15 protein-coding genes are annotated in these 21,585 nt (G+C 42.8%); 7 read left to right on the top strand and 8 right to left on the bottom strand.

The annotated features are described in order from the left end of the window. Positions 1 to 183: 183 nt before the first annotated feature. Genes DWA30_RS02430 through DWA30_RS02410 form a run of 5 tightly spaced genes read left to right on the top strand, consistent with a single transcriptional unit; the run spans position 184 to position 13,670 of the window. Positions 184 to 5,775: an alpha-2-macroglobulin family protein gene (locus tag DWA30_RS02430; RefSeq protein ID WP_114490939.1), complete on the top strand. Its 5,592-nt coding sequence runs from the start codon at positions 184 to 186 to the stop codon at positions 5,773 to 5,775. Further along, positions 5,775 to 8,144, top strand: coding sequence for a penicillin-binding protein 1C (gene pbpC / locus DWA30_RS02425; protein ID WP_114490938.1), 2,370 nt, complete (start codon positions 5,775 to 5,777; stop codon positions 8,142 to 8,144). The genes DWA30_RS02430 and pbpC overlap by 1 nt, the downstream gene beginning before the upstream one ends. A 21-nt stretch (positions 8,145 to 8,165) precedes the next feature. Beyond that, positions 8,166 to 10,661 carry a beta-mannosidase gene (locus DWA30_RS02420; RefSeq protein WP_114490937.1) on the top strand — a complete coding sequence of 832 codons (2,496 nt, stop codon included), beginning with the start codon at positions 8,166 to 8,168 and terminating at the stop codon, positions 10,659 to 10,661. After that, on the top strand, positions 10,642 to 12,948 hold the full coding sequence (locus tag DWA30_RS02415; RefSeq protein WP_114490936.1) for a beta-N-acetylhexosaminidase: 2,307 nt from the start codon (positions 10,642 to 10,644) through the stop codon (positions 12,946 to 12,948). Before DWA30_RS02420 ends, DWA30_RS02415 begins: the two co-directional genes overlap by 20 nt. Continuing rightward, on the top strand, positions 12,945 to 13,670 hold the full coding sequence (locus tag DWA30_RS02410) for a copper homeostasis protein CutC (protein WP_114490935.1): 726 nt from the start codon (positions 12,945 to 12,947) through the stop codon (positions 13,668 to 13,670). The genes DWA30_RS02415 and DWA30_RS02410 overlap by 4 nt, the downstream gene beginning before the upstream one ends. A gap of 3 nt (positions 13,671 to 13,673) precedes the next feature. On the opposite strand, the gene DWA30_RS02405 is transcribed toward DWA30_RS02410, so the two are convergent. From DWA30_RS02405 to DWA30_RS02395, 3 genes are read right to left on the bottom strand one after another with little or no spacing between them, the layout of a single operon-like run. Further along, on the bottom strand, positions 13,674 to 14,207 hold the full coding sequence (locus DWA30_RS02405) for a YciI family protein (RefSeq protein ID WP_114490934.1): 534 nt from the start codon (positions 14,205 to 14,207) through the stop codon (positions 13,674 to 13,676). Then, positions 14,197 to 14,676: a CYTH domain-containing protein gene (locus DWA30_RS02400; RefSeq protein WP_114490933.1), complete on the bottom strand. Its 480-nt coding sequence runs from the start codon at positions 14,674 to 14,676 to the stop codon at positions 14,197 to 14,199. The genes DWA30_RS02405 and DWA30_RS02400 overlap by 11 nt, the downstream gene beginning before the upstream one ends. Beyond that, the gene (locus DWA30_RS02395; RefSeq protein WP_114490932.1) at positions 14,663 to 15,319 is read right to left on the bottom strand and encodes an NAD(P)H-binding protein; all 657 of its coding nucleotides are present in this window, start codon (positions 15,317 to 15,319) and stop codon (positions 14,663 to 14,665) included. Before DWA30_RS02395 ends, DWA30_RS02400 begins: the two co-directional genes overlap by 14 nt. A 78-nt stretch (positions 15,320 to 15,397) precedes the next feature. Here DWA30_RS02395 and dinB point away from each other — a divergent pair, with 78 nt between their 5' ends. Both dinB and DWA30_RS02385 read left to right on the top strand, forming a co-directional pair. Then, positions 15,398 to 16,504, top strand: a complete 1,107-nt coding sequence (dinB, locus tag DWA30_RS02390; protein WP_114490931.1) for a DNA polymerase IV — start codon at positions 15,398 to 15,400, stop codon at positions 16,502 to 16,504. Between the two features lie 54 nt (positions 16,505 to 16,558). Continuing rightward, entirely contained in the window at positions 16,559 to 17,326 is a 768-nt protein-coding gene (locus tag DWA30_RS02385) for an SH3 domain-containing protein (RefSeq protein WP_114490930.1), read from the top strand. Between the two features lie 6 nt (positions 17,327 to 17,332). On the opposite strand, the gene pyk is transcribed toward DWA30_RS02385, so the two are convergent. From pyk to DWA30_RS02360, 5 genes are all read right to left on the bottom strand, one after another. Beyond that, complete coding sequence (gene pyk, locus DWA30_RS02380; RefSeq protein ID WP_114490929.1) at positions 17,333 to 18,763, bottom strand: pyruvate kinase; 1,431 nt, start codon at positions 18,761 to 18,763, stop codon at positions 17,333 to 17,335. Next, positions 18,763 to 19,254: an IPExxxVDY family protein gene (locus DWA30_RS02375; RefSeq protein WP_114490928.1), complete on the bottom strand. Its 492-nt coding sequence runs from the start codon at positions 19,252 to 19,254 to the stop codon at positions 18,763 to 18,765. Before DWA30_RS02375 ends, pyk begins: the two co-directional genes overlap by 1 nt. Before the next feature lie 109 nt (positions 19,255 to 19,363). Further along, positions 19,364 to 20,107 (bottom strand): ribonuclease III, encoded by a 744-nt coding sequence (rnc, locus tag DWA30_RS02370; protein ID WP_114490927.1) that lies wholly within the window; start codon positions 20,105 to 20,107, stop codon positions 19,364 to 19,366. A gap of 9 nt (positions 20,108 to 20,116) precedes the next feature. Next, positions 20,117 to 21,370 (bottom strand): beta-ketoacyl-ACP synthase II, encoded by a 1,254-nt coding sequence (gene fabF / locus DWA30_RS02365; RefSeq protein ID WP_114490926.1) that lies wholly within the window; start codon positions 21,368 to 21,370, stop codon positions 20,117 to 20,119. A 12-nt stretch (positions 21,371 to 21,382) separates the two neighbouring features. After that, complete coding sequence (locus DWA30_RS02360; RefSeq protein WP_245933843.1) at positions 21,383 to 21,583, bottom strand: acyl carrier protein; 201 nt, start codon at positions 21,581 to 21,583, stop codon at positions 21,383 to 21,385. Positions 21,584 to 21,585 lie beyond the last annotated feature (2 nt).

Here is a 21,585-nt window from a genome sequence, read left to right as displayed (position 1 = left end):
TTCACAAATGTTAAAATTTCGTATACGAACCCTATTTCTTGTGTCGTTGTAACTGTAACCACCCCACCTAAAAGCTATAAAGTTCTCAATATGACGACTCACAAACGATTCGTTGTACCAGCTTTGCCATTGGAATACCTTAGAATTTAATGTAATTTTAATTATCGTTAGTAACCATCGCTCATGAAAAAACTGCAATTCTCTTTCGCTGTCACTTTTGTCTTCTTACTGTTTTCCTGTGGAAAGAAAGATACGACTTCAGAAACCGACAACCTTTTTGCCTTTAAAGAGTATATTTCATTTCATACCCACGGAAACCAATCGGTAGCAAACCCTATACGAATAGAACTCGCCCAACCACTCGAAAACTATGAGCTTTCTCAAGAACTACCCCAAGAATATGTTACCATACGACCAAAAATTGCCGGATCATTATACATTGAGAACGGACGATCCTTGGTCTTTCAGCCTTCCGAACAATTAAAACGGGATACCGAATACACCGTCACCGTTCAACTGGTAAAGCTTTATGAGGATATTGCGCCCGATTATAGAAAATTCACCTTCAGTTTTAAGACCTTAGCACCACATTTTAAGATCGATCTTGACGCACTTCAATCGTATAGCAAACAATGGCAATATGTAACTGGAAGTTTACAAACCTCCGATCTTATCTCCCTTTCTGAAGCACAGCAAATACTCTCGGTGTCGCAATCGAACAAGAACCTAAACATTAAATGGCCTTCGGAAACGAAGGAAGCAACTTATTTTAATTTTACCGTCGACAGCATACAACGTACTGTTAATGATTCAAAGATCACCGTTTCTTGGGATGGTTCACCCATCGATTCAGAGAACAAAGGAAGTAACACTTTTGATATTCCAGGGCAGAATGCCTTTAAAGTAATCGATCTAGAAACCACTATGGCTCCGCAGGCATCGGTTGCTATTAATTTTTCCGATCCGTTAATGGCCGATCAAGATTTTAACGGTTTGGTCGTCTTAGAAAATGCGCCGGAATTACGTTTTGAAGTAGACGGTAATCTACTTTATGTGTATCCATCAAATTCGATTGTGGGAGAAGTGCGTCTTGATTTGTTTAATGGCATCAAAAATTCTGATGGATTCTCACTGCAGAATGAAGTTAGTGAATTAATCTCTTTTGACCCTATAAAACCGGGAGTCCGGCTCGTATCGCAAGGAGTCATTCTGCCTAATGCCGCTTCGACCCCACTCTATTTTGAAGCGGTAAATCTATCGGCTGTCGATGTGCGTGTGGTAAAGATCTACGAACAGAATATGCTGCAATTTCTTCAAACCTCCAATCTTAACGACGCTACTTCTTACGAGATTCGTAGGGTGGGGCGACGCATTGCCAAAAAAACCATCATACTCAACGAAAATAGTCTAGGTCAATCTGGATTGTGGAAAGCATATGCGGTCAATCTGTCGGAATTATTTGCTGCCGATCCCGGAGCCATGTACCGAGTAGAGCTCAGTTTTAAAAAAGAATACAGTACCTACGATTGTGATGCAGACACCAATGATCTCGCGATAAACGATACAGGAGAAGATTTCTATGAAGATGATTATTACTACAACGAAAGCTTCGATTCTCTTGAAGACGAAGATGCTCGAGAAGAACGCTATTGGGACAACGAGATCTACAATTGGCGCAACTATCGGTACAATTGGGAGCAACGGGATAATCCGTGCCACGATGCATACTACAGTACCGATCGTTTTGCAAGCACGAATGTGTTGGGAAGTGATATCGGGATGATCGTTAAAAAAGGAAACAACAATTCCTATCATTTTGCGGTCACCAATTTGCTTACTGCCAAGCCCGAAGCTGGTGTGCGCATAAAACTATATAATTTCCAACAGCGCCTAATTGAAACGATCAAGACCGATGGGGATGGTCTTGGTATTTATGACAGCGAGCGAACGGTCGCTTTTGCGGTCGCACAAAAAGGAAACAATATTAGCTATATAAAATTACAGGACGGGAACGCACTCTCGCTTAGCAAATTCGATGTTTCCGGAAAACAATTACAAAAAGGACTTAAAGGGTTTCTATATACCGAACGCGGCGTACACCGCCCTGGTGATAGTATTCACCTTACCTTTGTGCTTAACGATGAAGCGAATCGGTTGCCCAAAGGGCATCCGGTAAAGCTTGAAGTCACCGATGCACGTGGACAACTGGTTCAACAAACGGTGCTAAACGAATCAGAACAAAAGGTGGGGTCGACTCAGGCACTCAACGGATTTTACTATTTCCCAATTGCAACCGATGCCGCAGCTCCCACCGGCAACTGGAATGCTACGATCTCAGTGGGCAGCGTTCGATTCTCGAAATCGCTAAAGGTTGCGACCGTTAAACCAAATCGGTTGAAAATTAATCTGGATCTCACTAAAGAGGTACTCTCCACTCGCGAACCCATTAGAGGCACTGTTAAAGCCAATTGGCTTCACGGAGCTCCCGGTAGAAATCTAACGGTTGAAATGGATGCAACCTTACGAAGCACCACAACTGTGTTTAAAAACTTTGCTGGTTACGATTTTACCGATCCAATTCGAAAGTTCAACGAAGTAGAGCTGCCTATTCTTAAGACGACGCTTTCTTCGGAAGGCACTCGTGATTTTTCCAAGGACATCACTTTAAGCAACAAAGCTCCTGGAATGCTTAAAGCCACATTCTTGACCAAGGTGTTTGAAGGGGGCGGCGATTTTTCCATCGATGTTTTTAGCAAGAATTTAGCCCCATACACCCACTTTGTAGGCCTGCGTTCTCCGGAGACACACCGCTACGGCTCCTATTATACAGATGAAAATACGGTGTTCGATGTTGCGACAGTAGACGAAAATGGCGTGGCAAGTGGCAACCGTGAATTAGAAGTAAAAGTGTTTAGAATCGAATGGCGATGGTGGTGGAACCGAGGGGAAGACAATTTGTCGCGCTATGAAAATGCCACCGTTCATCGACCAGTAAAAGATTTTAAAGTGACTACAAATAATAATGGACAAGCATCTTTTACCCTAAATATTCCTGAAGAACAAGGAGGCCGGTACCTTATTAGGGTCATCGACAAAGCTTCGGGTCATGCCACAGGACGAATCACCTATTTTTATCGTAACTGGTCGCAACGCCCATCTGGTGGTGATGCTGAAAGTTCTAAAATGTTAGTCTTCTCATCCGATAAAGAATCGTACAAAGTAGGTGAAGAAGCTATTATCACTTTTCCTTCCGGTAGCGAAGGTCGAGCACTCATTAGTGTTGAAAATGGCACCGAGGTGTTAGCTACCCATTGGATCGAGACCAAAAAGAGTGAAACAAAGGCTGCTATTCGATTAACAGATATCATGGCTCCTAACATTTATGTGAATATTTCGTTGCTTCAGCCGCATGCACAAACAAAAAATGATCTTCCTATTCGACTGTATGGAGTGATTCCAATCTTAGTAGAAAACCCCAAAACCATTCTGAAGCCAAAATTGGAGATGCCTAAAGTATTGAAACCGGAAGAAACCTTTACCGTCTCTGTTTCCGAAGCAAACAATCAACCCATGACGTATACCATCGCCATGGTCGATGAAGGATTACTAGACCTCACCCGATTTAAAACACCCACGATTCACAACGCATTTTATACTCGTGAAGCATTAGGGGTACGTACCTTCGATATTTTTGATGATGTGATTGGTGCTTTTTCAGGGAATGTGGACAATATTTATGCAATTGGTGGTGGCGATGTGGCAGCCGGAGCTAAAAACAGAAAGGCCGATCGATTTAAACCGGTAGTCAAGTATCTAGGGCCGTTCGAACTAAAGGCAGGAGAAAAGACCCACCATCAAATTACGATGCCTAATTACGTAGGTTCGGTTCGCACCATGCTCATTGCCGGAAATAATGATAAAAGCGCCTACGGTAAGACCGATGTGACCACACCCGTACGTAAACCATTGATGGTGTTAGCATCGCTGCCGCGAAAATTATCCCCGGGAGAGAAAGTCACCTTACCGGTAACCGTCTTTGCCATGGAGCGTAAAGTGAAAAATGTACAAATTTCGATCAACACAGGAGAAGCATTAAAACCCTTAGAAAGTACGACCAAGAATATTTCATTTTCTGAAACTGGAGAAAAGATCGTCAATTTTACGTTTGAAGTATTGCCTGCAAACCATTTTCAAACCATCGAAGTGGTCGCTTCGGGAGGTGGTGAAAGAGCGAGTTATAAAGTAGCGATAGATGTGGAAAACCCGAATCCAATCTTTCAGAAAACCACTACCTATACTCTTTCTGAAAATGCTTCGGAAACCATCAACTTTGAAACCTACGGCGTAGCCGGGACCAACGGTGCTACTTTAGAATTTTCTACGGCACCACCCATGGACTTCAATAAGCGCTTGTCGTATTTGATCCAATACCCACATGGTTGTATCGAACAAACAACTTCGGGAGCCTTTCCGCAGTTATATCTAGCCGATATCTTCGATCTTACTTTTGAACGAAAAAAGACCATAGAACAGAATGTGACCACAGCCATTCAACGATTGGCTAATTTTCAAGTGGCTTCCGGCGGATTGTCTTATTGGCCCGGAGAACGAGCTCCAGACTATTGGAGTACGAATTACGCAGGACATTTTATGTTGGAAGCAAAGCAAAAAGGATATGCTTTGCCCATTACTTTCTTAAGCAATTGGTTGCAATTTCAGAAGAAAGAAGCACGGGAATGGCGCAATACCGACACTTCTTATAATTCCAGTTTGATACAGGCGTATCGATTGTACACGCTTGCTTTGGCAGGACAGCCTGAATTGGCCGCTATGAACCGTTTGCGGGAATCGAGCCGTTTAAGTAATGATGCCAAGTGGCGACTTGCAGCAGCCTACGCCCTAGCCGGAAAGGAGTCAGTCGCTCGAGAAATCACCCGAACTGCAAATATCAATTTTGAACCTAAGGCTTATGATCATTACACCTATGGTTCATCCTTCCGAAATAAAGCGATGGCACTAGAAACACTAGTGCTACTAGATGATGAAAAGCAACGAGAAATGGCTATTTCGGTTGCAAAAGAACTCGCTTCACAACGCTGGTACAGTACTCAGGAAACTGCTTATAGTTTATTATCCTTGGCAAAAATGATCCATAAGAATGGTGGAAAGGCTATGAACTTAAATTATATAAATAATGGCAAGACCGTGGCTGTTAGTACTGAAAAAGCTTTGTCAATTCGTGAGCTAGACATTTCTATGGGAAGCAACTCGGTCTCGATTTCTAATAACAAAGCCAATACGGTATATGTGACATTGATACAACAAGGAAAAATGCCCTTGGGAGATGAAATTGCAGAAAAAAATCAGCTTGCCATAAAAGCTTCCTACCTAGATGGAGCCGGCAACCCGTTAGATGTAACAAATCTAAGACAGGGAACCGAGATCATTGCCAAGGTTTTAGTTACCAATACTTCCAACGATTATGTCGACAATATTGCGCTCACGAAGATCTTTCCGGGCGGCTGGGAGATCGTCAATACCAGTTTTACGGAATTAGCGGGAGGTACTTCAGGGAATGCACGGTATACCGACATTCGAGATGACAGGGTACATTTTTACTTTGATCTTAAAGCGAAGCAATCGAAAACCTTTAGTGTAAAATTAAACGCCTCTTATTTAGGAACGTACTATTTACCGGGCACACAGGTGGAAGCAATGTATGATGCGAATTATTTCGCCAGAAACAAAGGAATTTGGGTAACCATAGAACAATAATGCGACCTTTTTTATTCCATAACAACCGATTTCTTAAGAGACACCGATGGAAAGTCCTGTTCTTCTCGGTATGTTTCATTTATTGGCTCTTCTGCCTGCCATCCACTTTATTTGAAGTGCCTACTGCTACCATTGCAGAAAGCAAGGACGGCCGTATGCTAGGAGCGCGTATTGCAACCGACGGACAATGGCGCTTCCCAACAATGGACTCGGTGCCTTATCGGTTTGAACAGAGCATCCTTTATTTTGAAGATGAATACTTCTATAAGCACCCGGGATTTAATCCGGTGTCTATAAGTAAGGCCCTTTGGCAAAATTTGACCTCAGAACAACGACGCGGCGGAAGTACGATCACCCAACAAGTGATCCGGTTATCGCGAAAGAATAAAAAGCGAACCTATTTTGAAAAGGCAATCGAATTATTGCAAGCCACCCGACTGGAAGCGGGGTTTTCAAAAAAGGAGATCCTAACCCTCTATGCATCTCATGCTCCCTTTGGCGGTAATGTGGTGGGACTTGAAACGGCCGCATGGCGTTATTTTGGGATTCCGGCTAGCGAACTGAGTTGGGGACAAGCTACTTCATTAGCTGTACTGCCAAATGCCCCGGCACTCATCTTTCCCGGAAGAAATGAATCCGTTTTAAAGAAAAAAAGAGATCGACTGTTGCAAAAACTTTTTAATAATGAAGTAATCGACAAGACCACTTACGAACTTGCCTTGTTAGAAACCCTTCCCGGTAAACCTTTACCATTGCCCGAATTGGCACCACATCTTACCGAAAAGATCAAAAAGTATCGCTCCGGAGAACGCATTAAAACAACGATCGATTATAGCCTTCAGAAAAAAATAAACCAGATCACAAAAGTGCATCATGCGCAATTAGCACAAAATGAGATCCATAATTTGGCAGTGCTTGTTATGGATGTTGAAACAAGAGAAGTAATTGCGTATATAGGCAATTCCCCAACCACTGCGAAACATCATAATTATGTGGATATAATGGATAAAGCAAGAAGTACTGGAAGCGTCTTAAAGCCTTTTTTGTATACCGCCGTATTAGATGCCGGTACGTTGTTGCCACACACCTTGGTGGCCGATATACCAACAACCGTTAATGGGTATAGTCCCGAGAATTTCGATCATCAATTTCACGGAGCGGTTCCCGCGAGCATAGCGCTATCACGTTCTCTCAATGTTCCAGCAGTACGCATGTTGCGGGAATATGGATTACAACGCTTTTACAATTCACTTCAAAAAATGAATCAGCCGTCCGTGAGCAAACCTGCCGATCACTACGGACTTTCTCTCATTCTTGGAGGTGCCGAAAGTTCGGTGTGGGATGTAACTGCCGCCTATGCAGGCTTGGCTTCAACTCTTACTTTTTTTAATAAGAGCTCTAGCGAATACCGTCCAAACGAATTTGTGTCGCCAATTTTTATTGCTTCGGAAAAGGCTTCCTTCGGAAAAAAACAAATAGATCCTGCCCTTTTTAATGCCGGTGCTATTTACCATGCATTTGAAGCCATGCGAGAAGTAAATCGCCCTAGTGGTGATGAAAATTGGAGTTTTTTCGACGATGCACAACCCATTGCGTGGAAGACAGGAACCAGTTTTGGGTTCAAAGATGCATGGGCCGTGGGAGTTACACCGGCCTATGCCATTGGCGTATGGGTAGGAAACGCCGATGGTGAAGGACGACCGGGTCTTACCGGGCTACAGACTGCAGCTCCTATCATGTTCGAGGTTTTAGAGGAACTCCCAACCAGCCAATGGTTTGCCACACCTTATGATGAATTGGTTGAAACACAAATTTGTGATAGAAGTGGTCATTTAGCCGGTGTATATTGTACGGAATCCACAAGGACGTTCATCCCAAAAAATGGCGTAAAGACAGCTCCATGCCCGTACCATCAAAATATTTTTCTGGACGCTTCCCAGACGTATCGGGTAAACTCTTCGTGTTATCCACTCGCCTCCATGCAGCAGCAGCAATGGTTTGCACTACCCCCTGTGCTCGAATACTATTACGCACCGCTTCACCCCGAATATCAAGTCTTACCGCCCTTCCAAAGCGAATGCTTACAAGACGGAGAGCAGCAAATGGATTTTATTTTTCCGAAACAACGGGAGGCCGTACTATTGCCAAAAGATTTTAATGAAGAAGTAAACGAAGTGATCTTTAAACTGGCACATCGCAGTCCTGAAACAACGGTATACTGGTATTTGGACGACCACTATATTGGAAGCACCAACACCTTTCATGAGTTGGCGGTTGCTCCAAGACCCGGTAGTTATATACTTACAGCAACCGATGCCGCCGGTAATGAGATTCAGCAGCAAATTGAGATTTCTATGGCGTCTCAATAAACTATTGCCTATTTTAGTTGCATGAGATCTGCAGCGACCCTTTTTTTACTATTCCTTATTTGCGGTTGCTCACAATCTCCAAATGAGCAACTACTATTAAACGATGATTGGCAGTTTTCCGAAGCAGGAAAAAACAGTTATCATCCGGCTACTGTACCAGGAACGATCCAAACCGATCTACTTTCCCTCGGAAAGATTCCCGACCCGTTTATAGGAACGAACGAAGACAGTATTCAATGGGTCTCTACTAAAACTTGGGCGTACAAAAAATCATTCGATCTTTCCGAAGCCATACTAAAGAAAGAGCATCATTTATTGCGATTTGAAGGTTTAGACACTTATGCAACGGTTCGTCTAAACGACAGTCTTATTCTCACCGCTAACAATGCGTTTAGAACTTGGGAAGTCGAAGTCGCTTCCTTGCTGAAAGAACAAAACGAGCTACGCATTAGATTTGAGCCTACGACCCATTTTGAAACAGAAGCTTCTAATTCTCTAGCGTATCAATTACCGGAAGCACCTCGTGTTTTTACCCGAAAACCGCAATTTCAATATGGTTGGGATTGGGGGCCAAAAATAAAGACCATGGGAATCTGGCGTGATGTTTCGCTAGTCTCTTACGATAAATTGCGAATTGCCGATGCCTATTTTCAAACTGAACATATCACCGATTCTTTGGCAACCTTAACACTACGGCTAGAGTTAGATGCTTCGGAAAAATCGGAAGTTAGCATTCATATCAATAATAAAACGACGGCCCAAATAAGTTCTTCTCTTCTTCAGGTTGATCCAACTGTTTCCGAATACACAGTTCCTATACAAATAAAACACCCAAAGCTGTGGTGGCCCCATACGCATGGTGACCCTTTCTTATACGATTTCGCCCTACAAATCGAGCATAGAAATACGGTGATCGATAGCATTTCAAAAAAAATAGGTCTTAGAACCGTAGAATTAATAACAGAAAAAGACTCGATTGGCGAAACATTCTATTTTAAAGTAAACGGCAAACCCCTTTATATGAAAGGCGCTAATTACATTCCACAAGACGTATTCTTGCCAAGGGTTAATACGAAACAACGGGAAGCGCTGTTAAAATCGGTTGTGGATGCGAATATGAACATGCTTCGCATATGGGGCGGAGGCGTTTATGAGGACAATGATTTTTATGAGCGCTGTGACGAAAAAGGAATTCTGCTTTGGCAGGATTTTATGTTTGCCTGCGCCATGTATCCGGGAGATTCCCGCTTTATGGAAAATGTGAAACAGGAAGCGATCGATAATATAAAACGACTGCGACAACACCCAAGTATTGCTTTATGGTGTGGAAATAATGAAAATAGCGAAGGTTGGCATCGATGGGGCTGGCAAAATGGTAAGACCGAGGCACAAAAAACGGAGATTTGGAGCAACTACAAAGCGCTCTTTAACGAACTATTACCAAGTTTGGTGGATAGCCTACACTCGGCTGTTTCCTATTGGGAAAGTTCTCCTAAATATGGTCGAGGTGATGAACGCTATCAGTTCGAGGGTGATGCACACGATTGGTGGGTGTGGCACGACGGATACCCCTTTGAACATTTCGAAACTGCAGTTCCTAGATTTATGAGTGAGTTCGGGTTTCAAGCATTTCCGTCGTATGCAACCATTCGTTATTTTACGCAAAAAGATATCATTGATCGCTCACAACCAGCTTTTAAAACTCACCAAAAACATGCTCGTGGGTACGAAACCATAGACACCTATATGCAGCGTGATTTTCCCGTGCCTGTTAATGATGAAGATTATGTGTATATGAGTCAGTTGCTACAGGCCTACGGCATCACTAAAGGAATTCTGGCACATCGCCGATACAAACCTTATAATATGGGCACTCTATATTGGCAATTGAACGATTGCTGGCCGGCTGTTTCGTGGTCAAGTATTGATGCATTGGGCCATTGGAAGGCGCTTCATTATAAGGTAAAAAAAGCATATGCGAATCGGCGTATCATTCCCTGGGTTGAAGCGAACACACTAAAGATCGTGGTGGCAGACGATACGTTCACACCAATCACCGATTCGCTACGCATTCGTATCATGAATTTCGACGGTAAAGAAATAGCTTCTTTTCAAGAACCCAACATCACCAGTGGAAGCACTAAGGAAATGGCTTTCTCACTATCTTTAGACACCTACTCCTTCGATAAGAGCCAAAGTTATGTGGATATATCGTTTGCAGACATGCAGCAACTTTATTTCTTCGGAAGACCAAAAGATCTAAAACTAGAGGACATTCCTTTAAAAATTGAAACCAAGACGATAGAAGGCGGTTATGAGGTATCGGTTAGCGCTACTAGCATGCAAAAGGATGTTTTTTTAATGGCTTCGGAAGCCGGTACATGGAGCGACAATTTCTTCGATCTCCCCCCAAATACGACCAAAGTGTTAACCTTTTACACAACTAATGCGACATCCCCTACCATTACGTATAAAACCTTAAATTCTTTTGTAGATCATGCGAGCAACGCTTTGTAGTATTTTAATAGGACTTACTTTTCTTGCAATAAGTTGTGAAAGTACTTCGGAAACAGAAAACAAATCCGTTGTGCTTATTCCCAAACCACAAGAGTTGGTAATACATGATGGTATGTTCCTTTTATCGAATGAAGCCACGTTGTTTGCAACTCCTGAATTTGACACCGCTTCCGGCTTTCTTCGGAAGTATTTTCAGCAAGGGGCGAATATCACTTTAGAAAACACCACTCGAAACGCGGCTACTATCGTACTTCAAAAATCTGATTCGTTAGCCGAAGAGGAGTATGAACTACAAATAGATGGTAAGCAAATTGTGATCACAGCAGCCACTAATGCCGGAGCATTCTATGGGGTTCAGACCTTACGCCAATTGCTTCCGGCTAACTGGGAACAACCTAATTCATCCACAGCTTCAGCTATTCGCCTGCCACAGCTACACATAAAAGATAGTCCTACTTTTCCCTACCGAGGCATGCATTTGGACGTGTCCCGCCATTTCTTTCCGAAGGAATTCATTAAACAATACATCGCTCATCTTGCCATGCTAAAAATGAACCGTTTTCATTGGCATCTCACCGACGATCAAGGTTGGCGTATCGAAATTAAGGCATATCCCAAGCTTACGACTCACGCTGCATTCAGAAATGAGACGCTGCTGGGACATTATAATGATTCGCCACAGCAGTACGACGGTAAGCGGTACGGCGGATTTTACAGTCAAGAGGATATTAAAGAAATTGTTGCCTTTGCAAAAGCGCACAATGTAACCATCATCCCGGAGATCGAGATGCCGGGGCATTCGCAAGCAGCCATTAGTGCCTACCCGGAGTTAGGATGCACTAATGAAACGATCCCGGTGCTCACCAAATGGGGTGTTTCGGAACATATCTTATGCCCCAATAAAGAAACGTTCGATTTTCTAAAGAGCGTTCTCACTGAAGTCATAGCATTGTTCCCCGGAGAATACATACATATTGGCGGTGATGAAGCACCCAAAATACAGTGGGAAAACTGCTCACATTGCCAACAACTTATAAAAACCCACAAGCTTGGTGATGAGCACGGTTTACAAAGTTGGTTTATAAAAGAGATCGAAGCGTTTGTAAATAAGAACGGAAAGCAAATAATAGGCTGGGATGAGATCTTAGAAGGCGGTCTGGCGCCAAATGCCACGGTAATGTCATGGCGGGGAACCGAAGGGGCCGTTACAGCAGCCAAGCAAGGGCATGATGTCATCCTTACACCAACCTCGCATGCGTATTTCGACTATTATCAAGATGATCACCCCGATGAACCTCTAGCCATTGGTGGCTATCTCCCTTTACAAAAAGTATACGGATTTAATCCGGTGCCCGATGAGCTTTCAGAAACAGAAGCTAAGCACGTTTTAGGAGCTCAAGGAAATATTTGGACCGAATATATAAAAACCACAGATCAAGTAGAATACATGGCATTTCCAAGAATGCTTGCAATGAGTGAAGTTGTTTGGACCGGCCCGTCAAAAAACAAAGAGGAAGATTACCTCGAGTTCATTGCCCGTGTTGAACCCTTTTTAACGCGACTGGAAGCTCTAGATATTAACTACGCCAATCATTTGTATACGGTAGAAGGCGAAATCGAAAAAAGGGATGGACAATTACATTATACGCTTACTACGACTACTTCAGGTAAGACAATCAAGTACAAGCTTAATAATTCAAGTGCCCAAATTTATGAGGGTCCCATTGCCATAGAAAAAGATGCAAGTATAGAAGCATATCTTGAAAAAGACGGCAAGCAGATAGGAAGGACCCTTACCGAAACTATCACCTATCACAAAGGAGTTACCGCGTCAATTTCTCTAAATACAACACCTCACGATGCATATGGCGCCGGTGGTAAGAACGCATTGATAAACGGGATCTCGGGTAGTGATAGCCGTTACGGAGATAAAGAATGGTTAGGTTTCTGGGGGGAGGACGTACGAATCACGATCGATCTGGAACGACCCACCAATATACGGTCATTAAAAACGAGGTTTTACAACGCCAACGGACAATGGATCTATGCGCCACCTTACATCACCGTGCGTCTGACTCTTGAAAACGGTAGTATGCAAACGGTGTCGACACGCTTGGATGTTGCACCTGAAAACACCTTGGTCCCTGTTACGATTAATGTTGAAAAAGCTCCTGCCAAGGTACGTCAACTACAAATAGAAATTCCTTCCTATGGTTTAATCCCGCAAGGAAAACAAGGAGCCGGAAATGCCTCATGGATCTTTATTGATGAAATTATAGTACGATGATCATAGAAATTTGTGCCAATTCTTTTGAAAGTGCCAAAGCAGCACAATTAGCCGGGGCCGATCGCATTGAACTTTGCTCCGAATTGGCTGTGGGTGGCCTTACCCCCTCGCACGGACTACTTCAAAAAGTTTGCGACGAACTTAGTATTCCTGTCCATGTACTTATACGCCCTCGCAGTGGGAATTTTATCTATACCGATGCAGAATTAGATGTGATGTTACGCGACATTTCGTTTTGTAAAAAAGTAGGAGTTGCCGGAATCGTTAGCGGAATGCTTACTTCGGAAAATACTGTAGATGCCGTTGCTACTAACGTATTGATAGAAGCTTCCAAAGGCAAGGAATTTACCTTTCATCGTGCCTTCGATTGGTGTGTCGACCCCTTAGTGGCCTTGCAGTCACTGAAGGAATTAGGGGTAGATCGTATACTGAGCTCGGGACAACATCCCAAAGCGATCGATGGTATTGAATTATTAAAGCAACTTCTAAGCCTTTCCGAAGGGAAGATACAGATCATGCCCGGAAGTGGGGTTTCTCATTCAAACATTCTAGATTTTAAGCGAGCCGGATTCGAGATGGTACATTTTTCTGCCACTGTAAAAGAGCAAGTATTAGGTACACCACCAAAGGTATCGATGCACAGCCCAGACCTGTTTAAAGAAGGCGTTATCGCAACCACACAACAAGCCGAGATCGCAAAGGTAATTGCACTGCTGCGTTAATGTTTAACGCAAGGGAAATCCTTTTCCTGCCCACCAGGGATGGATCTCTATAACGAGTCTGCCTGCTTTCACCATGGGGTCCAAATTCGCAAGACTATCGGCCATTTGCTCGGTTGGGACATTGTAAATAGTCACGCCGCGCAACTCTCCGGCATCTTCAAACGGACCTGAAATATCGGCATAGCCTTGCTCATACATCCGACCCAGATGGGCCAAATGTAACTGCTGCAAGCTATCGGTTTCTTTTTGGTTTTGCGAACGATTAGGCCCAGATTTTAAAAAAGCCATAAAGTATTTTTGCATCAGGATGGTGTCTCCTGTTTTTGCATCGACATAATCGAAAATTTCAAATCCGTCGTCGGTGAGCTCCTTCTTTAATTCTGCCACCGATGTTCTTTCCTCTAATGCTTCGCTATGGGCTTCGAGGTGAGACGTCCCCATTTCATCATGATCGTGGGCATCTGAATTCTTTTTTTCGTTACAGCTTATCAAGAGTCCTAGCATCAGTAGCAGCGGCAGTATTGATCTATTTTTCATGCTTCCAAGTATTATATGGTTGTTTGCTTATTTGTGAATTGTAATATTTCTTTTGACCGGTGACCTCATCACCGAGCCATGAAGGTTTAGCGTACAGCTCATCCTCATTCGAGAGCTCTACTTCTGCGATGGTCAATCCCTCGTTCTCACCCAAAAATTCATCTACTTCAAAAATATGGTTTTCGGCCTTGACCTCGTAGCGCATCTTTTCGATGATTCCGGGTTCACATATCTCAAAAAGTGCTTCAGCTTCTTTTACCGTGATCATTTTTTCCCACTCGAATCTGCTGGTACCACTTTCGTTCCCTTTTCCTTTAACAGTAATAAAACCTTCGTTCCCCCTAATGCGAACACGCACTGTTCGTTCCGGGGCTCGATTTAAAAAAGCCTGTTTTATATGGGTCGTCTTAAAAGCATCCGATTTGTAGGCTTCAGAGGTTACTAAAAACTTTCGCTCAATTTCGATCATTTGCAATTTCTTTTATTCGATGAGATGGGATCCTTTTTTCTGAAAATTTTTCCGAAGCAAGAATGATCATAGCTTCCGCAATAGTGGTTGGTGATATGATCTTGTATTTCTTCGGAATAAGAAAACTGAAGGTCTTCATAACTAATTGTGCCATACGTTCACCCAAGCGTTTTTCTTCACGTGCGCCTCCAATTAGGGACGGCTGAAGCAGATAAATGTTTTCAATTTGCTGTTCGAGTACCGCATCTTCCATCTCACCTTTTATCTTATTATAGAAGATCGAGCTGGAAGCATCTGCGCCCATGGCCGAGATGACACAAAAGGTGGTTATTCCGTTTTGCTTAGCGAGTTTTGCTGCAGTTAGCGGTATACCATAATCGATCTGACGGTATTTTTCTTTGTTCGGTGTTTTCGACTTGGTGGTACCAATGCAACAAAAAACCACATCGCCGGTAAACGATTCTTGGTGTTTCTCAAGCGCTAACAAGTCGATTAGATGTTCTTCGATCTTGGCGTGGGTACGTTCTACCGAGTTTCGCGAAAATAACTTGATGGTGGTATACCGAGCATCCTTTAAAAGTAGCTCTAACAGAATGCCTCCGGTAAGACCTGTCGCCCCTAAAATTATCGCGGTTTTTGCCATGTTTTTTATGAAGTATCTTGAGAAGAATTTCGCCTTTCCCCAACTACTAATTGCCAATAAAGATATTAAATTTACATCATGGAGGCCCCTTTTCCCATTCGAAAGATTATTCATGTAGACATGGATGCGTTTTATGCATCGGTGGCACAATTGGATGATCCAAGTTTGGTGGGGAAACCGATTGCCGTGGGTGGAAGTTCCAAAAGAGGCGTAGTAAGTGCAGCAAGCTATGAAGCGCGAAAGTACGGTGTGCGAAGTGCCATGAGCGGGATGCTGGCCAGAAAACTGTGCCCGGATCTTATTTTTGTAAAAACCGATTTTGAGCGCTATAAAGAAATTTCGAATCGAATTCGGTCGATTTTTCTATCGTTTACAGACATGGTTGAGCCTTTGTCCCTAGATGAAGCCTATTTAGACGTAACCCAAAACAAGGTTGGTAATCCGAGTGCCACTTTGATCGCCCAAGAAATAAGAGCAAGGATCAAGGAAAAGACAGGTTTAAATGCTTCGGCAGGTATTTCGATAAATAAGTTCATCGCCAAGGTAGCCAGTGACATCAATAAGCCAAATGGGCAAAAAACCGTACCACCGGAAGAAGTACTGGCCTTCTTGGAACAGCTTGATATTAAAAAATTCTATGGTGTTGGCAAGGTGATGAAAGAGAAAATGTATCGGCATGGGATCTATACAGGTCGGGATTTAAAACTGAAATCGCTGGCGTATTTGGAAACTAACTTTGGAAAGAGTGGTGCCTATTACTACGATATTGTGCGCGGCATACAGCACAGCAAAGTAAAACCTTCACGTACGCGAAAATCGTTGGCAGCAGAGCGGACGTTTAGTGAAAATATCTCTTCGGAATTATTTATGATCGATCGTCTGGAGGAAATTGCGCAGGAGGTAGAGCGTCGACTTCAAAAAAGTAAGGTAGCCGGTAAGACCATAACCTTAAAGATCAAATACAGTGATTTTACGTTACAAACCAGGAGCAAGACCTTGCCCTTATTTGTTTCAAGTAAGTCGTTGATCATGAACACTGTTAAAGATTTGTTATTTCAAGAAAAAATGAAAGATTCGGTACGTTTGTTGGGAATTTCTTTATCAAATTTGAATACCGAAGATTCGAAGGATACAAACGCTTCCGAAGAGAAATCTATAGACGTACAACTTAAACTCGACTTTTGATTATATGTAAGACCACTACTTTTTTCTATATTATTAACTAAAACCCATATTGTTATGAAAAAAGTAGCACCTATCCTTTTAGCGTTCATTTTTGCAACATTCTTTGTTGCTTGTAAAGACGAAACCAAATCTGAAACCCCTCAAGAAACGGATGACCTCGCTGTTGCCGATACCACTTCGGAAACCACTCCCGATTATTTGTATGTTACTGCTTCCAGCGGATTGACCTTACGTGAGTTTGCCAATTTACAAAGTGAGAAAGTGGCGGTGATGCCGTATGGCACTAAAGTAAAAGTGGTCACTCCCGAATCCAATGCCACCATGAATGTTGGAGGAATCAAAGGCGGGATGCACGAAGTAGAATTTAACCATAAGACCGGATATGCCTTTAACGGTTATCTTTCCAAATTCTTTCCTCCCGAAGAAGATATGAAAGCTGTTGTGTATGCAGAAGAACTAAAAGCTGCATTTCCGGAGGTTTCATTTACGGCTACCTCAGGGGGCTCTGCAAGCAATCCAACGAATACGGAAACGTTGCTCTTACCCACTAATGAATGGCATGAAGCCTTTTATATTGCCAAGCAACTTTTCAACATTCCTACCGAATTTGCCTTTCCAAACCCAAAAGGCAGCAACGAAGAAATCGTTAAAGAAACAAAGCCTAAGAGCGGCACATGGACCAGCGAATTAAGCGTTGCACGCAATAATGACACCCTCGAAAAGATCACCTATTTGTACCGTACCGAAGGCTATGGTTACGAGGTAACCATAATTGAAGAAGGTGATAAGATGAAGATAGAGAACAAATCGGTAGCCGATTAAAGCCGCCTATTTAGCCTGAGATACTCGCAACGTATTTACCATGCCTTTATCGACAATTGGCATTGCCGCCAAATTAACAATATAATCGCCTTTAGAAACATAGCCGCTTTTGGAGGCGATATTGTTTACATCGTCTACGGTTTCATCGGTACTCACGAATTTGTCGTAATAAAAGGATTTGACACCCCACAACAGGTTGAGTCGAGATAGAATTCTTTTGTTCGAAGTGTACACTAAAATGTTGGCATCGGGTCGCCATGCAGAGATCTGAAAAGCCGTATAACCACTATTGGTTAAAGTACATATGGCCCGTGCTTCAATTTCGTTCGCCATTTGTGCGGCGTGATAGCAAATCGATTTTGTGATATATCGATTGGTACGTACATGTGGTGGTTCATGAGGTACGTTAATTAGCGATGAATTTTCAACATTCAAACAAATATTCGCCATGGTGTTAATCACTTCTACCGGGTACTTCCCTATCGAGGTCTCCCCGCTTAACATCACAGCATCGGCACCATCCATGACCGAATTTGCTACATCGTTCACTTCGGCTCGTGTAGGTGTTAGTGAGGTGATCATGGTTTCCATCATTTGTGTCGCGATTATTACCGGTATTCGCGCACGTTTCGCAGTAAGCACGAGTTCTTTTTGGATCAATGGCACCTCAGCGGCGGGTACTTCGACACCCAGATCGCCACGAGCTACCATAAGTCCGTCGCAATACGCCACGATCTTATCAATATTTTCTACAGCCTCCGGTTTTTCGATCTTAGCAATGATCGGGATCTTATATTCGCTATGTGCTTCTATAAGTGCTTGCAGTTCTTTCAGGTCTTCGGCATATCGAACAAAAGAAAGTGCGATCCAGTCTACTTGCTGACTAATAGCAAAGATGGCATCTTCTTTATCTTTTGCGGTAAGTGCCGGTAATGAGATAGACGTATTAGGAAGGTTTACTCCTTTTTTAGAGCGCAACGGGCCTCCTTGGATCACCTTTACCTTCACGGCGTCTTTATTATTGGTTTCCAGTACTTCGAAGATCAATTTACCATCGTCTAGCAGCACTCGTTCGCCAGAATTTACATCTTGCGGGAAATTATCGTAGTTCATATATACGCGTTTCCTAGTGCCTTCAAACTCTTCACCGGTGCAAAAATGAAGCGTGTCTCCCGGTTTAACCACAACTTCTTCTTTCATGAGACCTACACGCAGTTTAGGTCCTTGCAGGTCGGCAAGTATGGCCGTACTTGTATCCATTTCGTCTCCTAGTTTTCGAATGGTCGCTATTGTTTTTTTTACTTCGGAATAGTCGGCGTGTGAAAAATTAACTCGGAACACGTCGACCCCCGCCAGGATCATTTTTTTAAGGATGGCTTTATTTGAAGAAGCAGGCCCTAGGGTTGCTACTATTTTAGTTCTTTTTCTATTCGGCATTAATCAAAAATTAAATTGTTCTTAGATTTTATATCACTCGCTTCTAAGGTATAAGCTGAGATCACTTGTTTTATTTCGTTTATGGAAGCGGAAAGCTTCCGAAGTGGAACAGATGCAAAATCTGAATCTATCTTCAGAAAAAAATCTACATTCTTATACTCCGGTAACAGATAGGTGATAACAGTCGATTCAGAAGCATCGGCACCAAAAAGTCCGCCGCTACTGTGGGTATGAGCTGTAACCGATTTGCATTTATTGCCCACTAGGGTATAATTGGTATACTGTAACAAATCCTCAAACTCGAAGCAAGGAAATGTCACATCCAATCCATTGGCTGAAAAATCGAGATCTACTCGTCTTCGCTTGAGGCGTAACCCAGCATATTTATTGAGAAGATACGCCATTTTAAAGGATTCTTCACTACAATGAATAGCCAGTAATGAAAAATCTTCATTAAGATCGTCATCCATTAATAGCTTATAGTTTGCCATGCCCCTAGTTTCAATGCTTAAAAATACTCATTGTTTTACGAAAGTGACAGAATGAATCTTTAAATCTGTGTAAAAAATAGCGAACTTCTACAGGGTGCTAATAGATTTTTTAGTCGAGATCCCGTTCAATGGCTGGCTGTAGTTTATAAAAAGCTCTTTTGGCAGCGCGTTCTTCGGCCTTTTTTTTAGAGGTTGCACGACCTTTCCCTACCGTCTCATCTTCCAGCGATAATTTTACGGCAAAATGTTTTAAGGCATCCTTTCCGGTGTCTTCGTAGACCGAGAATTTAAATTTCTTCTTGTTCTTTTGGCACCATTCGATAAACAAGCTTTTATAGCTTATGATCTTTCCTTCCAGCTTTTCAATATCTACATAAGGCTTGATCACTCTTTTATAGATGAATTTTTCACAATACTTATAGCCGCGGTCCAGATAAATTGCTCCAACCAGAGCCTCGAACACATTACCATGAATATTGCCTCCAAACTGTTCGGTTGGAATGGTAGTTCGTACCAATCGAATAAGATTTAGGTCTCTACCCAATTCATTTAAATGCTCTCTACTTACCACTTTAGACCGCATCTTGGTGAGGTAGCCTTCATTGCCTCCGGGAACTTTTTTGAATAGGTGTGAAGCGATGACCGCACTTAGCATAGCGTCGCCCAAAAACTCTAAGCGTTCGTAATTTTGAGAATGACCTTTATCGTTGGTGGTATTCATAGAACGGTGGGTAAAGGCTTCCAAATAAATAGTGATATCCTTGGGTTTAAAACCAAGGATCTTTTTTATCGCTAAAAAAAAATCCCCGTCACTTGCAGCACGGGAATTGAATATGTTTTTAATAGATGCCATCTACATAATTTACGCGTCCCATTTCTTAAACAGCACACAAGCGTTATGTCCTCCAAATCCGAAGGTATTGCTCATGGCTACTTTTATCTCGCGTTCTTGTGCTTTGTTCAAGGTAAGATTTAACGAAGCATCAATATTTTCATCCACGGTAGTGTGGTTAATAGTTGGAGGCACCAAACTGTGTTCCATGGCCAAAATGGATGCAATAGCTTCTATAGCGCCTGCCGCACCCAATAAGTGACCGGTCATAGACTTGGTAGAATTAATATTAATATTCTTAGCATGTTCTCCAAACACATTTGAGATGGCCTTAAGTTCGGCTACGTCTCCAAGTGGTGTTGAGGTACCGTGTGTATTGATCGTATCTACTTGATTCGGGCTCATGCCTGCATCGCGCAAACAGTTCTGCATTACACGTTCTACTCCGATTCCATCGGGATGTGGAGCGGTCATGTGATAGGCATCACTAGACATTCCACCGCCTAATACTTCGGCATAAATTTTAGCTCCGCGTTTTTTGGCATGTTCATACTCTTCGAGTATCAAGGCGCCGGCTCCTTCTCCCAGTACAAATCCGTCTCGAGTTGCGTCAAAAGGTCTTGAGGCTGTTTCGGGGCTATCGTTGCGGGTAGACAGGGCGTGCATTGCATTAAACCCTCCCATTCCTGCAGGGGTCACGGCAGCTTCACTACCACCGGTTACGATAATATCACAATGCCCTAAACGAATGTAATTAAGCGCATCGATCATTGCATTGGCAGACGATGCACAGGCTGAAACGGTAGTGTAGTTCGGCCCCATGAATCCGTGTTTGATAGAGATATTACCTGGGGCAATATCGGCTATCATCTTAGGAATGAAGAAGGGGTTGAAACGCGGTGTTCCATCCCCTTCTGCAAAGTTTATTACTTCATCCTGAAAGGTCTTAAGTCCGCCAATTCCCGCTCCCCATATAACACCTACACGAAACTTATCGATCTCATCGAGGTTGATAGCGGCGTCTTTAATGGCTTCGTCTGAAGACACTAAGGCGTATTGGGCGAATCGGTCTAATTTTCGGGCTTCTTTTCTATCGAAATGATCTTCAGGAGCGTAATCTTTAATTTCACAAGCGAATTTTGTTTTAAACTTTTCAGTATCGAAATAGGTGATAGGGGCACATCCACTTTTTCCATCTTTTAGACCGTCCCAATATTCTTGAATATTGTTACCGATGGGTGTTAGTGCGCCAAGACCTGTTACTACAACTCGCTTTAATTCCATAAAGAAGTACTCTTATTTAGCTTCTTCTATATATGAGATTGCTTGACCAACTGTAGCAATATTTTCAGCTTGATCGTCTGGAATTTGGATATCAAATTCTTTTTCAAATTCCATAATTAGCTCAACCGTATCCAAGGAGTCTGCTCCTAAGTCGTTTGTGAAGCTCGCTTCGGTTACAACTTCGTTCTCGTCTACACCTAATTTGTCTACGATAA

Source organism: Candidatus Ulvibacter alkanivorans, from assembly GCF_003333325.1.
Classification (GTDB): Bacteria; Bacteroidota; Bacteroidia; order Flavobacteriales; family Flavobacteriaceae; genus Ulvibacter_A; species Ulvibacter_A alkanivorans.
The sequence above is the reverse complement of the archived record's forward strand: the minus strand, read 5'-3'. Positions and strand labels throughout refer to the sequence as shown.

Coding starts and splice junctions, on each gene's coding strand:
- rnc (WP_114490927.1), bottom strand. CDS start 20,107: ATGGCATCTATTAAAAACATATTCAATTCCCGTGCTGCAAGTGACGGG.
- dinB (WP_114490931.1), top strand. CDS start 15,398: ATGGAGGCCCCTTTTCCCATTCGAAAGATTATTCATGTAGACATGGAT.
- DWA30_RS02415 (WP_114490936.1), top strand. CDS start 10,642: ATGCGAGCAACGCTTTGTAGTATTTTAATAGGACTTACTTTTCTTGCA.
- pbpC (WP_114490938.1), top strand. CDS start 5,775: ATGCGACCTTTTTTATTCCATAACAACCGATTTCTTAAGAGACACCGA.
- DWA30_RS02410 (WP_114490935.1), top strand. CDS start 12,945: ATGATCATAGAAATTTGTGCCAATTCTTTTGAAAGTGCCAAAGCAGCA.
- DWA30_RS02385 (WP_114490930.1), top strand. CDS start 16,559: ATGAAAAAAGTAGCACCTATCCTTTTAGCGTTCATTTTTGCAACATTC.
- DWA30_RS02400 (WP_114490933.1), bottom strand. CDS start 14,676: ATGATCGAAATTGAGCGAAAGTTTTTAGTAACCTCTGAAGCCTACAAA.
- fabF (WP_114490926.1), bottom strand. CDS start 21,370: ATGGAATTAAAGCGAGTTGTAGTAACAGGTCTTGGCGCACTAACACCC.
- DWA30_RS02420 (WP_114490937.1), top strand. CDS start 8,166: ATGAGATCTGCAGCGACCCTTTTTTTACTATTCCTTATTTGCGGTTGC.
- DWA30_RS02395 (WP_114490932.1), bottom strand. CDS start 15,319: ATGGCAAAAACCGCGATAATTTTAGGGGCGACAGGTCTTACCGGAGGC.
- DWA30_RS02375 (WP_114490928.1), bottom strand. CDS start 19,254: ATGGCAAACTATAAGCTATTAATGGATGACGATCTTAATGAAGATTTT.
- DWA30_RS02430 (WP_114490939.1), top strand. CDS start 184: ATGAAAAAACTGCAATTCTCTTTCGCTGTCACTTTTGTCTTCTTACTG.
- pyk (WP_114490929.1), bottom strand. CDS start 18,763: ATGCCGAATAGAAAAAGAACTAAAATAGTAGCAACCCTAGGGCCTGCT.
- DWA30_RS02405 (WP_114490934.1), bottom strand. CDS start 14,207: ATGAAAAATAGATCAATACTGCCGCTGCTACTGATGCTAGGACTCTTG.